General features: G+C 35.5%; 16 protein-coding genes. 7 read left to right on the top strand and 9 right to left on the bottom strand.

Annotation, left to right across the window (positions count from 1 at the left end; all coding sequences use genetic code 11):
* Nucleotides 1–3 precede the first annotated feature (3 nt).
* From CRN91_RS04635 to CRN91_RS04615, 5 genes are all read left to right on the top strand, one after another.
* A complete protein-coding gene (locus CRN91_RS04635) occupies nt 4–597 on the top strand; it encodes a CIA30 family protein (RefSeq protein ID WP_114115273.1) in 594 nt (197 codons plus the stop codon).
* Between the two features lie 37 nt (nt 598–634).
* A complete protein-coding gene (locus tag CRN91_RS04630; RefSeq protein WP_114115272.1) occupies nt 635–2,044 on the top strand; it encodes a tetratricopeptide repeat protein in 1,410 nt (469 codons plus the stop codon).
* Nucleotides 2,045–2,250: 206 nt separating this feature from the next.
* Entirely contained in the window at nt 2,251–2,568 is a 318-nt protein-coding gene (locus CRN91_RS04625; protein ID WP_114115271.1) for a hypothetical protein, read from the top strand.
* Nucleotides 2,565–3,209, top strand: a complete 645-nt coding sequence (locus tag CRN91_RS04620) for a cell envelope integrity TolA family protein (protein WP_114115270.1) — start codon at nt 2,565–2,567, stop codon at nt 3,207–3,209. Before CRN91_RS04625 ends, CRN91_RS04620 begins: the two co-directional genes overlap by 4 nt.
* A 31-nt stretch (nt 3,210–3,240) precedes the next feature.
* Nucleotides 3,241–3,744: a cytochrome b gene (locus tag CRN91_RS04615; protein ID WP_114115269.1), complete on the top strand. Its 504-nt coding sequence runs from the start codon at nt 3,241–3,243 to the stop codon at nt 3,742–3,744.
* Nucleotides 3,745–3,755: 11 nt separating this feature from the next.
* Here CRN91_RS04615 and CRN91_RS04610 read toward each other — a convergent pair whose 3' ends face one another.
* Together CRN91_RS04610 and msrA are read right to left on the bottom strand one after the other, a co-directional pair.
* The gene (locus CRN91_RS04610; protein WP_114115268.1) at nt 3,756–4,502 is read right to left on the bottom strand and encodes a HesA/MoeB/ThiF family protein; all 747 of its coding nucleotides are present in this window, start codon (nt 4,500–4,502) and stop codon (nt 3,756–3,758) included.
* 6 nt (nt 4,503–4,508) lie between these two features.
* A complete protein-coding gene (gene msrA / locus CRN91_RS04605) occupies nt 4,509–4,994 on the bottom strand; it encodes a peptide-methionine (S)-S-oxide reductase MsrA (RefSeq protein WP_114115267.1) in 486 nt (161 codons plus the stop codon).
* Nucleotides 4,995–5,063: 69 nt separating this feature from the next.
* On the opposite strand from msrA, the gene CRN91_RS04600 reads away from it, so the two are divergent.
* Complete coding sequence (locus CRN91_RS04600; protein ID WP_114115266.1) at nt 5,064–6,137, top strand: AI-2E family transporter; 1,074 nt, start codon at nt 5,064–5,066, stop codon at nt 6,135–6,137.
* A 61-nt stretch (nt 6,138–6,198) separates the two neighbouring features.
* Complete coding sequence (locus tag CRN91_RS04595; RefSeq protein ID WP_114115265.1) at nt 6,199–6,636, top strand: hypothetical protein; 438 nt, start codon at nt 6,199–6,201, stop codon at nt 6,634–6,636.
* A 6-nt stretch (nt 6,637–6,642) separates the two neighbouring features.
* Here the strand turns inward: CRN91_RS04595 and CRN91_RS04590 are convergent, their stop codons facing one another.
* The 7 genes from CRN91_RS04590 to thrS all read right to left on the bottom strand — a co-directional run bounded on the left by CRN91_RS04590 (nt 6,643) and on the right by thrS (nt 13,439).
* The gene (locus CRN91_RS04590) at nt 6,643–6,930 is read right to left on the bottom strand and encodes an integration host factor subunit alpha (protein WP_114115264.1); all 288 of its coding nucleotides are present in this window, start codon (nt 6,928–6,930) and stop codon (nt 6,643–6,645) included.
* Nucleotides 6,931–6,937: 7 nt separating this feature from the next.
* Nucleotides 6,938–9,301: a phenylalanine--tRNA ligase subunit beta gene (gene pheT, locus CRN91_RS04585; protein WP_114115263.1), complete on the bottom strand. Its 2,364-nt coding sequence runs from the start codon at nt 9,299–9,301 to the stop codon at nt 6,938–6,940.
* 16 nt (nt 9,302–9,317) lie between these two features.
* Nucleotides 9,318–10,280 carry a phenylalanine--tRNA ligase subunit alpha gene (gene pheS / locus CRN91_RS04580; RefSeq protein ID WP_217351065.1) on the bottom strand — a complete coding sequence of 321 codons (963 nt, stop codon included), beginning with the start codon at nt 10,278–10,280 and terminating at the stop codon, nt 9,318–9,320.
* A 114-nt stretch (nt 10,281–10,394) separates the two neighbouring features.
* The gene (gene rplT / locus CRN91_RS04575; protein ID WP_114115261.1) at nt 10,395–10,754 is read right to left on the bottom strand and encodes a 50S ribosomal protein L20; all 360 of its coding nucleotides are present in this window, start codon (nt 10,752–10,754) and stop codon (nt 10,395–10,397) included.
* Nucleotides 10,755–10,769: 15 nt separating this feature from the next.
* Entirely contained in the window at nt 10,770–10,967 is a 198-nt protein-coding gene (rpmI, locus tag CRN91_RS04570) for a 50S ribosomal protein L35 (RefSeq protein WP_114115260.1), read from the bottom strand.
* Nucleotides 10,945–11,547: a translation initiation factor IF-3 gene (gene infC, locus CRN91_RS04565; RefSeq protein ID WP_114115259.1), complete on the bottom strand. Its 603-nt coding sequence runs from the start codon at nt 11,545–11,547 to the stop codon at nt 10,945–10,947. Before infC ends, rpmI begins: the two co-directional genes overlap by 23 nt.
* On the bottom strand, nt 11,547–13,439 hold the full coding sequence (thrS, locus tag CRN91_RS04560; protein WP_114115258.1) for a threonine--tRNA ligase: 1,893 nt from the start codon (nt 13,437–13,439) through the stop codon (nt 11,547–11,549). Before thrS ends, infC begins: the two co-directional genes overlap by 1 nt.
* Nucleotides 13,440–13,478 lie beyond the last annotated feature (39 nt).

Genomic DNA, 13,478 nt, shown 5'->3' with positions numbered 1-13,478 from the left:
AGTATGCAAAAAATACTCTCTTTTATTATATTAATTTTTACAGCAATTACCTCTGTAAATGCAGACAGTCTTAGTTTTCCATTTACTCAAGATAATGTTAAAGACTGGAGATTTTTTAGCGATCAAGTGATGGGAGGAGTCTCTGAAGGTCAGGTTTCACTTGAGCAAGATGGGGGCCAGGTTTTTATAAGACTATATGGAGATGTTCGAACGGCTAATAACGGTGGATTTATTCAACTAAGAACTACGACATCATTATCTAATAAACCATTGATTTTCAAAAGACTTCATAATTCAAAAAAAGATGGCAAAAAGCTACAGGGTGTTCGTCTAAAGGTTAAAGGCAATGGAGAAAAATATCATATTTTTATTCAGACTACTATCTTTTATAGGCTTCCTACTGGCTATCAAATTGCTACCTTCGATACAAGCTCCGAATGGGAAACCATTGAAATACCCTTTAATAGATTTAAGAATCTCAAAGATAATAAAGACTCAAACATTAATGCTAAAGACATAAAGACCTTTGGAATTGTTGCTTATGGTCGTGATTTCAAATCAGATTTATCAGTTTCATCAGTAGAGTTTTATTATTAGTTTGAGTATCTATAACAAATTAAAATATAATTAGGTAATGAACAGTTTTGACCCTCCTCCCGAGCATTTACAGTTAATCGTAAATCTCTTTAATAGTGGGAAGTTCGAGCAAGCTCTTACAGAATCCAAAACCCTCTTAGAGAAATTTCCAAATTCAGTCTTCCTTCATAATATTTCTGGGGCCTCTTATGCAGGTCTTAATCAATTTAAAGATGCAATTAAAAGCTATAAGAAAGCTATAAAGTTTAAGCCTGATTTTGCTGAAGCCTATTTCAATATGGCAATTGCTCAAAAAAGTATTAGTAATTTTGAAGAAGCTATTGACAGTTATAAAAAAACCATTCAAATTAAACCTGATTATGTTAATGCCTGCTTTAATTTGGGGAATATACATAAAGATATGGGTGATTTAGAGGCTGCTATCGATAACTATAAAATGACTCTAAGAATTAAACCTAACTATGCTGAGGCTTATAATAATTTGGGTATTGCCTTAGAGGACAATGGAGATATAGAAGCTGCTATCGATAGCTACAATATGGCTTTAAAAATTAAGCCTGACTATATAGAAGCAAAAGAAAATCTAATTTCTTTACTAACTAGTTACATTCCCCAAAAAGATAATCCAAATTTAATAGTAAAAATTAATGGCAAGATTAGAAACAATAGTAAAAAAGAAAATATTTCAAAAATCATTTCTGATGACAAAATTGTTAGCTTATTTTCTGAGTCTGAAGATTATATAAGTACTTACGGTTCTGAACTTAAAACTAAACAATCTCAACTTTTTAGACGTAATTCAGTCAACTTGAACTGCTCAAGGCACTTGTCAATTTTTGATAAGCATAACGTCATTCCAGAGTTTTGTTTTGGCTGCTATAAGGTTCAAGTTGAGCCTAGATCAGTGATTGAACTAATAAAATTATTTATTATTTTTGACCAACTAGAACTTAAAGAAAATAACACTCGAAAATGTATGGTGGAGTTGAGACCAGAAATTTCTGGATTTTATAAGGGACTTATATATTGCTCTGGTCTAAGACAAGCCAATCAAATTGCTGACCACCTTGACATAATAATTAAGGAAAGTATAAGGTCAGATTTGAGTTCCACAGTAAAAAGAGGCTGTTCTGAATATGCAATCTCTTACCCTGATTATAAGGAAATTAATCAATCAGGACCTCAAGTAATGGACTATGATAAAGATTGGAAAGAAATTGAAGTATCTTATGACAAAAAAAATCCTGTGCATACTGAACAAATTATCAGAACTAGTCTCTCTGGGATAAATCTAAGTGATATTCTAATAATTCGAAAATGGATAGATTATGCAAAGGGTATTGGAGATTCAAGTGCTAATTTATTAAATCAAAAAACTGTCAATTACCAGATGATTCATGACCGAGCAAAAGCCCGACTCAAATTATTTCAATTTGGTAAAAATTAATAATATGAATTCCTCTTTAAAAGATTTAAATTAAAATATAATCTTACTATGAAGGATGAAAAATTAAAAAGTTTTAGATTGATGGCAAAAAATTTTAGGTCAGCTAAATATTCATCTAAGGATATGTCTAAGGAATTTAAAGCTAATCCTGAGTTTAAAGAATGGTACTTTCAAAATTATATTGGACTAGAAAAATGGAGAACCATATGAAAAAATTAATGATAATTTTTATAAGTAGCTTAATAAGTGTTTCACATGCTAATAGTTTGAAAGATTGGACCAATGAAGACCTTTGCAGATGGCTAGATTCAACTTCAATTCCTCAGCAAATTCTTAATGAAATTGATGCTAGGAATGCTATATGTTATGTAAGTTATGAGACTAATGGATTATCAGCTCAAATCCCCTATGAAGATAAAGAAATAACCGCTTTACCTTTGCCAAAAACTCGTGTTATTCGAACCATTAAGCCCCACACAACTATCCCTATTAGATTCCGCTTCAATTTTAAATTTACTCTTTGAAGAAGTTTTATTTAGTCCTAGTTTTATCTCTCTCCTCATTAAGTGTAATCTCTGAGGTTAATGTTGAAAGCTTTACTTTTGAACGAACTAACGAAGGCGATCAGACCAATATCGTCGTAAGTACTGATAAGACTTCTAATGTAAGGTGCACAATCTTTGATAAAAATGACAGGCCTATTAAAGCTTCTGAAGACATAGTAACAGCTCCACTTGGTGAAATAGAGGTGTCGTCTAATATGGCAATGATTACATCAGTTAGGTGTTACGAATCTGAAACAAAATATGAGGAAGATAATAATTCTTTGATGCTTGATGAAAAGTTAAATATATCAGAAAAATTTTGGGTTGATAGTATTGCAGCAAAAGTAAGAACATACTGGCGTTTCTCTGGTGCCAGAAGTGATTGGTCTTGTTTTGTTTATATAACTCAAGGACTAGATGGTAATGTTAATACTGTCAAAGTTGATAATTGTGGCGATTCAATAATGAATATAGATGACAATCCAAAACTAAGCTCATTTAAAAACTCAATTGAAAGAGCTGTTTATAAGGCCTCACCATTTCCTTTAGCACCAACTGAAGCTGCTTCTGGTAAACAAATTATATTTGAATTTCGTGTTGATGCTATTGAGATAATGTAACCTACTAATATTTAGATTTCAAATTAAAAAAATGAACGTTATTAAAAAGAGTTCCAATAATTTTAGTCCTTTTGCAAAACTACTACATTGGGGTTTTGTATTATTATTTCTTTATGGTTTACTAAAGCAAATAGACAGTATTAATCAATTAGAAGATGAAAATCTATTAATGTTCGAAATAATATTTGCTTTAGCATTTTTATTATTACTCATTATTCGCTTTGTTTATATGAAAACCACCCAACAGTCATCAATACCAGAACACACATCTAAATCTCAAAAATTAGCAGCTAAAATTGTTCATTATGGAATGTATATATGCCTTGCATTAATTCCATTTACTGGATTAATAATTGGCTGGTTATTTTGGTTAGATTTAAAGGATGGGTTTTTAATTAATTCAGTAATTGCAATTCATGAATTTACAGTATCAATTATCTATTGGCTTATTGGATTCCATATTGTAGCTGCAACTTATCATCGTTTAAAAAAAGATGGGGTTTGGTCTTCAATGGTACCGTTTTTTAAGGAATAAAACTTCTTAAACTAATTGCTACCACATGTTGGACATATCTTGTCTTTACCAATTTTAATTTTCCTAAAGCTAAGTTCTAATGCGTCGACTACAAGCAATGATCCAGTAAGTTGGTCACCTAAATCTAATAGAACTTTGATCGCCTGAAGAGCTTGCATTGAGCCAATTAATCCAGCCACTGGAGCTAAAATACCATTTTCCACACAATTCTCATTTTCATCACCCTCTTGGGGATACAGGCACTGATAACAAGGTTGATCTGGCTCATAACCCTTAAATACTGAAACTTGGCCCTCCAGTCGAATAACTGCTGCTGTAACTAGGGGCTTCTTATACTCTACGCAAGCCTTGTTGATTTCAAAGCGACTTTCAAAGTTATCAGTTCCATCTAGGACAATATCAACGTCTTTTACTAATGAAGCGAGATTACCAGTGTGCAAAAGCTCATTGGCAATTGTCACCTTAATATTTGGGTTTAACTCAAGCAACCTAGCCTTAGCAGCATCAACTTTGTCAGATCCAATATCAGTAGTTCGGTAAATAATTTGGCGCTGTAGGTTTGATAACTCAACCTGATCAAAATCAGCAATAATTAGATGGCCAACGCCTGCACCTGCTAAATAAAAAGCAGCTGGAGAACCTAGCCCACCCATTCCAATAATGAGCATTGTTGAATCAATAATTTTCTGCTGACCCTCAATATCAACTTGAGGCAACATAACCTGCTTAGAGTATCTGAGGAGTTCTTGATCGTTCATCGATATTTATTTAAAGTATTTATTAATTTTTGGAAGGATAACAAGCTGACAATAAGGTTGATTGGTATTGTTGTTATAGTAGTTTTGATGATAACCCTCGGCAGCATAAAAAACATCAAGCTCAGTTACCTCAGTGACTGCATTTTTAATAGTACCTAAAAGAGCTATTGCTAATTGCTTTTGCGACTCATCGATATAAAAAACAGCAGAGCGATATTGAGTACCCCTATCACCGCCCTGCTGATTAAGGCTTGTAGGGTCATGGGTTGCAACAAAAACTTCTAAGAGTTCAGCATATGAGATTTGCTGTTCATCATAATCAATTTTTAAAACCTCCGCATGTTCGCTTTGACCGCTACATACCTCCTCATAAGAAGGGTTCTGACTAAGACCATTACAATAGCCATTAGTAAGGCTTTTAACGCCATCAACACGTTGAAAAATAGCTTCGACACACCAAAAACATCCACCTGCAAAATAAGCTGTTTCCATTATTATTATTTAATATTTAAGACAATATAGTATTATATCTCAAAGGTGAGTAAACATTAAGGAGTAGATATGACAGAAAACGTCAACAACCGTCATGGTAATGGCCTGGTTTTAATTCTTTTAGCGCTTTCTATTGCTGCCATTATCTGGCTATTTACGCCTTTTATAGCATACCTTTTTTTATCCCTTTTGATTTGTATATCAACCTACAGTAGCTTTAATAAACTCTCCAATAAATACTCCAAAAATCTCGCCGCAGTTATCATGACACTTCTTGTGACAGTCCTCCTAATACTGCCACTTGGTTACATATTGTTAGTCAGTGGTATTGAGATCACAGCTCTTATCAATAAACTTCAAAGTGACTATCAGGTTAGTGAAATAAGCAGGATTACAGATCAAATAATTATGGGCTTACCCATATCTGATTCGATACGTGAGTTTTTGGATAATTCTCTTCGTAATAACCTAGAGGGAATTGCATTCGCTATTAAAGACTTCTCTATAGTTATCCTTAAAAGCATTACAACGCTATCAAGTCAATTCATCTTTTTTGTTATTATTACAATCTTTTCCCTTTATTACTTTTATGTTGATGGCCACTCATTCATCGATAAGGTAAGGAGAGTCTCGCCACTTGATAACAAAATTAATGATCTAATTCTAAATCAATTCTCAGGACTTTCTCTTACACTAGTTGGGAGTGTCTTCTTAGTAGCATTAACACAAGGTATTGCTTTTGCAATTGGGGTCATGATTGTTGGGTTACCAGCATTATTTTTTGGCGTCGCAATGGCACTTGCAAGCTTCATCCCAGTCCTAGGTGGGGTGTTAGTCTGGTTACCAATATCAATCTATTTATTTGCAATCGGTGAGCCTACAAGTGCAATTATTATTATTATTTTTGGTGCAGTTATAGCTGGCACATTGATTGATAATTTCCTAAGGCCAATCATCATTATGAGACTCTCAAGCTCCATGAATCATCAGAGCCCACTTAATAACACTCTCATTACTGTTCTTTCTACTCTAGCAGGAATTATAAAGTTTGGAATATTGGGTCTTTTTATCGGGCCAATCATTGCTGCAATGTCCATTACTATTTTTGATATTTATCAAATTCAATTTAGTAAATCTAAGTAAGTTTTTTCAACAAGCCATTTTTCGTTAAAATTCACATTTTGATTTTCAAATTTCATTACTTATGCTTAAAGAGTTAATTGATTATATTAAAGAATATGAAGGTGATAATGATCTTGGTGACTACCTTGATACCCGCTATATAAGATTAACTGAACAACATCATGATCAAATAGCGGGTGCCATGTCAGAGGGGGAGTTGGTGCCTAGAAAAGCTTCAAGTTGTCCTGCAGAAAGATTTTTTCTGCACTTCAATGAAACAATCCTATTCATTAATAAATTAACTGAAGAGCCCAGTGCAATTTATGATGTGGAGATGATTCAAAAAGAAGAAGATTCAGAAGATCTTATATTTGTTTCATTTGCTTTAGATGATGACTATGTTCCTCACTATAAAAATCGACAGGTATCTGGAAAGACGGCTGATGAAAATTTACAGCAATCAACAATGCTTGGTGTTATGCCAATTCTTATAGGTTTTATGATCGCGATAAGCGAATAACTTGAATTAGTTACCCTTTTGAGTTGCTAGTTTTAGTTTAGGTCCAGCCTTGAAGGTAACAACTTTTCTGGCGCTAATAATTACTTCTTCCCCAGTCTTTGGGTTCCTACCAGGACGAGGTGACTTCTCTCGAACGATAAAATTTCCAAAACTTGATAACTTGATTTCCTCACCAGTTTTGAGTGTTTCAATTATTTGGTCAAAAAATTGGTTTGTTAAACTAAGTGCCTGAGTTTGACTAAGTTTCATTTTTTTAACGAGCGTATTTGCAATATCTTGTTTTGTAAGAGACATAATTTATTTATCTAAGTTTAGCAGAGAATTTTGATTCTAAATGTGAAACTATTTTACTAACTTTTTTAGCAAGTTGCTCATCTGTTAAGGTAATTTCTATTGACTGATAAGTTAGATTAAGTGCAATACTTTTACTACCCTCATCAATGTGCTCTCCCTCATAAACATCAAACAAATTAATATCGACCAGATCATCCTGCTTTAAAGACTTGATTGAGTTAATTAGTTGATCAGCACTGACCTCTTTTGATACTACTATAGCTATATCTCTTTGTGATGCCTGAAAAGATGAAAATGGCTCATAGCATGCAATTTCACCATCTTCAATGTCATCCTGATTGATCTCAAAGAGGAAGGCATTTGGCATTGATAATGCTTTTTGAAGGTTTGGAGATAAAGCTCCAATCCAACCAATAACTTTATTATTTTTTGTTATCTTAGCGGTCTGTCCTAACTGCAGAGCTGGATGTTCTGCCTCCTCAAAGGCATACACATTTTTACTCAGTGACAACAACGCCTCAACATCAGCTTTTGCATCAAAAAAATCAACAGTACTATCACTATTACCCCACTGTGAATCATATCGATTACCACAGATAATGCCAGCAATTTTTTGAACTTGATCCTCAACTAAGGTCCCAGAAAAGCATTGACCTAATTCGAAGAATCTAGCGTTATGGTGGCCTCTTCTTATGTTCGCTTTAGCAGACTGAATTAAACCTGACCACAGACTTGAGCGCATCACCGCCATATCATCAGATATTGGATTTTTTAATAAAATTTTGGTTGCTTTAGGATCAATAAAATCATGCATTTCATTTGATATAAAGCTATAAGTAATGACCTCTTTATAGCCTTTATTAACGAGTACATTTGAGAGCTCATTCGAACTTATTTTTGCTTGCGATGAGTTACTTATATTGGCTACAGTTGAAAGCCTTTGAACAGGAATCTTATCATAACCAAAAAGCCTTGCAAGCTCTTCAATAATATCAGCTGCAATACGAATATCAAAGCGAAAGCTTGGTGGTTTAATTGTCCAAGAGTTATTCTTATTAGTAGTGAAATCAAATTCAAGAAATTTAAACTTTGATTCTATCCAGGTTGGCTCAAGATCAAAACCAAGAACTTTTGAAATTTTATCATTTGAAATCTCAATTGGTTCAAGCTTAGGTAATGATTTCGAATCAACACATTCATTAATTGGGGATGCCTTACCGCCACAAATCTCAAGCACTAACTCGGTTGCTCTTTCCATTGCTTGATGAGTGATATTAAAGTCTACCCCTCTCTCAAAGCGAAGTGAGGCTTCTGTATGAAGGCCATATGACCTGGCAACACCTGAGATTGCTATTGGATCAAAAAAAGCACTCTCAAGTAATATTTCTGATGAATTGGCTAGGGTAGCTGTTGACATACCACCAATAACTCCCGCTATTGCAATAGCAGAGTTATTATCAGCTATTACAAGTGTTCCCTTAGAAAGCGTTACCGTTTGACCATTAAGTAGCTCAAGTGTTTCATCTTTTTTAGCAGACCTGACATCAATATCACCTTTAATTGACGCTAAGTCAAAGGCATGCATTGGTTGACCAAGCTCTAATAAAACATAGTTAGTAATATCAACAATAGGGGAATGCAGTTGTTGAGAGGCTCGTAAAAGTTTTTGTGCCATCCATTTTGGCGTTTCAGCATTATTATCAACGCCCTCAATAACCCTTGTTAAATATTTTGCACATTCGTTTGGATTAGAAACTTTTGAGTCAAATGATTTACTTCCCTTTTGTTCTGCCTTGAAGCTAGTCGATGGCATTGCAAGGTTGTAATTAACACAAACTTCTCTAGCAACCCCAAGAACACTAAAACAATCGCCCCTATTTGGGGTAATATCTAGCTCAATGACTTGATCATCAAGATCGAGGACAGCTCTTATATCATCGCCTAAGGTTACCGATAGATCTAACTCAATTATGCCTTCATGGCTATCTGATATAGCCATTTCAGATTCGGAGCAAAGCATTCCATTAGACTCAACTCCTCGCAGCTTTGCACGCTTAATTTTTAGTCCATTAGGAAGTACTGAGCCTACTGTTGCAACGGCTACCTTTAGGTCTTTTCTGACATTAGGGGCACCACAAATTATTTGTAAGTTACTTTCTGCACCAATATCGACCTCACAAAGGCTGAGCTTATCTGCGTTTGGATGTTTATCACAATTAACAACGTGACCAACAACTAGTCCATTGAATGGCGGTGCAACAGGTGCAATCCTATCTACTTCTAAACCAGCCATTGTGAGCTTTTCAGAAAGCTCATTATCACTAACATCGGGGTTAGCCCACTCTCTTATCCATCTAGTTGAAATATTCATACTTGCTTCCTATGCACTAGAATTGATTTAAGAAACGCACGTCGTTTTCAAAAAATAGCCTCAGGTCATTAACGCTATATCTCAACATTGCCAACCTTTCAACGCCCATACCAAATGCTAATCCAGAAAATTCATTAGGGTCAATATTAACAGCAGTCAAAACATTTGGATGCACAACCCCACATCCGAGGACCTCTAACCAGCCAGATTTCTTGCATACTCTGCATCCCTCTCCACCGCAAATTACGCATTCAATATCTGCCTCAGCAGAAGGCTCTGTAAATGGAAAATAGGAAGGACGAAAGCGAACTTTAAGGTCATCCTTTTCAAAATAAGCTCTTAAAAAGTCAATCAATAAGCCTTTAAGTTGTGAAAATGAGGCCTCTTTATCTACAATTAGTCCCTCAACCTGATGAAACATTGGCGTATGTGTTACGTCAGAGTCACATCGATAAACTTTACCTGGAACAATAACCCTAACGGGTGGCTTTTGCCTTTCCAGAGTTCTAATTTGAACTGGAGATGTATGCGTTCTTAGAACGGTATTTGCATCGAAGTAAAAGGTATCATGCATTGCCCTTGCAGGATGATGCTCAGGGATATTAAGTGCACTGAAGTTATGAAAATCATCTTCAATTTCAGGGCCTAATTCTATCTCAAAACCCGCCTTTGTAAAAATATTTTGAATATGATTAAGAGTCTGAGTAATAGGATGAAGACTACCTTTTTCAAAATTCCTTGAAGGTAATGTGACATCGATTTTTTCATCTAGAAGTCTTTTTATTAAAGCAATCTCTTCTAACTCACCCTTGCGCTTTTCTATAAGTTTTTGAATCTCAACCTTGGCTTCATTGATAGCCTCACCCATCACTGGGCGCTCTTCTTTAGAAAGCTTACCTAAGCCTTTTAGTAGATCAGTTAATTCACCTTTTTTGCCAAGATATAAAACCCTTGCATCGTCAAGAGCCTTTAAGTCCATAGAACTTGCTATCGCTTTTGTGGCGTCGGTAATAATCTTCTTAATCAAAATGCCTGCTTTATTATTTTGTTTTAAAGACTGTAACCTAAGTTACAGTCTTTTAGTAAGATTTTACTACTGTGTTAACCCAGCTTTTGCCTGTTCTGCAATTTTTGCAAAGGCATCTTTATCAAAGATAGCAATATCAGAAAGAACTTTACGATCAATCTCAATACCAGCTTTGTTTAAACCATTGATAAATTGTGAGTAACTTAAGCCATTATTCCGTGCTTCAGCGTTAATACGCACAATCCACAGTCTACGGAATTGACGACGACGTTGACGGCGGTCACGGTAGGCATATTGTCCAGCTTTAATTACCGCTTGCTTAGCAACACGAAAAACTTTTGAACGAGCACCATAGTAACCTTTGGCCTTCTTTAATATTTTTTTATGTTTGGCGTGCGCCTGCACACCTCTTGAAACTCTTGCCATAGTAATACTCCTAGTTTAACTGTAAGGTAACATTCTTTTAACCATTGGAACATCGACCTTTTCAATGGAATCAGGGGAACGCAACGAGCGTTTTCTAGAAGTACTCTTCTTGGTCAGAATATGCCTCAAGTGAGAGTGTTTACTTTTGTAACCGCCACTAGCAGTCTTTTTGAAGCGCTTTGCAGCACCTCTATTTGTCTTCAACTTCGGCATCATTTACTCCTTCACCCTTTTCGGGTTCAATTTTTCGGGCTGGCGCCTTACTTTTCTTAGATTTGGGTGCTAGCATCATGCCAAGCTGGCGACCCTCCATTTTTGCACGTTGTTCTAAAACGGCAAATTCTTCTGTATCCTTTTCAATTCTATCTAACATTTGAGCACCCAATTCACGGTGCTGAACTTCACGGCCACGAAACCAAATAACAACTTTGACTTTGTCACCATTATCTAAAAATTTAACCAAATTCTTAAATTTAATTTGGTAATCTGCTTCTTCAGTGCCTGGACGATACTTAATCATTTTGACCTGAGTTTTTTTCTGTTTCTTCTTAGCGTCACTCTTTTGCTTCTTAAGTTCGTATTGAAACTTACCAAAATCCATAACACGACAAACTGGTGGTTCTGCATTTGGTGAAACTTCGACTAAGTCTAAACCTGCATTAATTGCTACTTGAAGAGCCTCATCATTGCTTAGGATTCCCAACTGTTCACCCTTATCATCTAATACTCTAACTTCTGGTGCACTAATATATTGATTAATCCTTGTTGTTACCTTATTTGGTCTTTTAATAATTACTCCTGTTTAATTAAATCTATCAACGCCTCTATAGACATTGAGCCTAAATCTTCTCCGCCTCTTCGACGAACTGAAACTTGGTTATTCTCTACTTCTCGATCACCGACTACCAAAATATATGGATAGCGTTGCATTGAGTGCTCGCGTATTTTAAAGCCTATCTTCTCATTTCGCAAGTCTGAAATGACTCTAAGCCCTTGTTTTTTTAGATTACCCTCAATTTTTTTACTAAATTCCTCTTGTTTTTGAGAAATATTGAGAATTACCGCCTGAATTGGAGCAAGCCAAGAAGGAAAAGCACCTTCATAGTGTTCAATTAATATTCCGGCAAATCTTTCAATTGATCCAACAATAACTCTATGCAGCATTATAGGCGTTTGTTTAGAGCCGTCTTCTGCAATATACTGCGCATCTAATCGACCTGGCATTGAGAAATCTGCTTGAATTGTGCCACACTGCCATTCACGTTCAAGACAATCTTTTAAAACAAATTCAACTTTAGGCCCGTAGAAGGCACCTTCACCCTCTTGCAACTCCCATTTAATTCCTTTAGCATCAAGCGTTTCTGCCAAGGAAGCCTCAGCCTGATCCCACACCTCATCAGAACCAACTCGTTTTTCTGGACGAGTAGAGAGCTTAATATCGATATTTTCAAATCCAAAATGCTTATAAACTTCAAAAGTAAGATCAATAAAATCTGAAACTTCGCTTTGAATTTGCTCAATCATACAAAAAATATGGGCATCATCTTGAATAAAGTTTCGAACCCGCATAATGCCATGCAGAGTTCCTGATGGCTCATTTCTGTGACAGGATCCAAACTCTGCTAATCGAATTGGCAAATCACGATAAGACTTTAGTCCTTGATTATAAATTTGAACATGACCTGGGCAGTTCATGGGTTTGATGGCATAGTCACGATTCTCTGAATGGGTTGTAAACATTGCATCGCCAAACTTATCCCAGTGACCAGACTTTTCCCACATACTTTTATCCATAACCTCAGGCGTATGAACCTCTTGATAGCCATTATCTTTAAAAACTTGGCTCATATACTGCACAATTATTTGATACAACGTCCAACCTTTGGGATGCCAAAAAACCATTCCTGGAGACTCTTCCTGGGTATGAAAAAGGTTTTGAACCTTACCAATTTTTCTATGATCTCTTTTCTCAGCCTCTTCTAAGCGATGCAAGTGAGCTGCTAGGTCATCTTTATTCTCCCAAGCAGTGCCATAGACTCTTTGGAGCATTTCATTATTCGAATCACCACGCCAATAAGCGCCAGCAAGCTTCATTAATTTAAAGGCTTTTAATTTACTTGTTGACGGTACATGAGGACCCCGACAAAGATCAACAAAGTCGCCTTGTTTATAAAGTGATAGAACTTCGTTAGTAGGAATAGACTCAATAATTTCAGCCTTGTAATGTTCACCAATTGATTTAAAAAAATCAACAGCCTCTTCACGTGTCATTTCCATTCTTTCAATAGGAAGATTTTGTTTAACAATGGCGTTCATCTTTTTTTCTATTTTTGCTAAATCTTGCTCTGAAAAACCATCTTTATAGGCAAAGTCATAGTAAAAACCATTATCAATTACAGGGCCAATTGTTACTTGTGCCTTAGGAAAAAGTTGTTGGGTTGCCTGTGCTAGAAGATGCGCAGTTGAATGGCGAATAACTTCAAGCGCCTTATCATCCTTATTAGTAATAATCGCTACATTAGAGTCATTTTCAATCAGATAGGAGGTATCAACTAGCTGACCATCAATCTCCCCAGCTATAGCTGCTTTAGCTAGCCCAGAGCCAATAGATGAAGCCACATCAGCCACAGAAAGTGATTGATCATAAGATTTAATAGTGCCGTCAGGTAATGTTACATTTGGCATAACTAATGATTAAAAACAAAAAAATTTATTTTACCTTGA

Source organism: Candidatus Thioglobus sp. NP1 (assembly GCF_003326015.1).
Taxonomy (GTDB): Bacteria; Pseudomonadota; Gammaproteobacteria; order PS1; family Pseudothioglobaceae; genus Pseudothioglobus; species Pseudothioglobus singularis_A.
The sequence above is the reverse complement of the archived record's forward strand: the minus strand, read 5'-3'. Positions and strand labels throughout refer to the sequence as shown.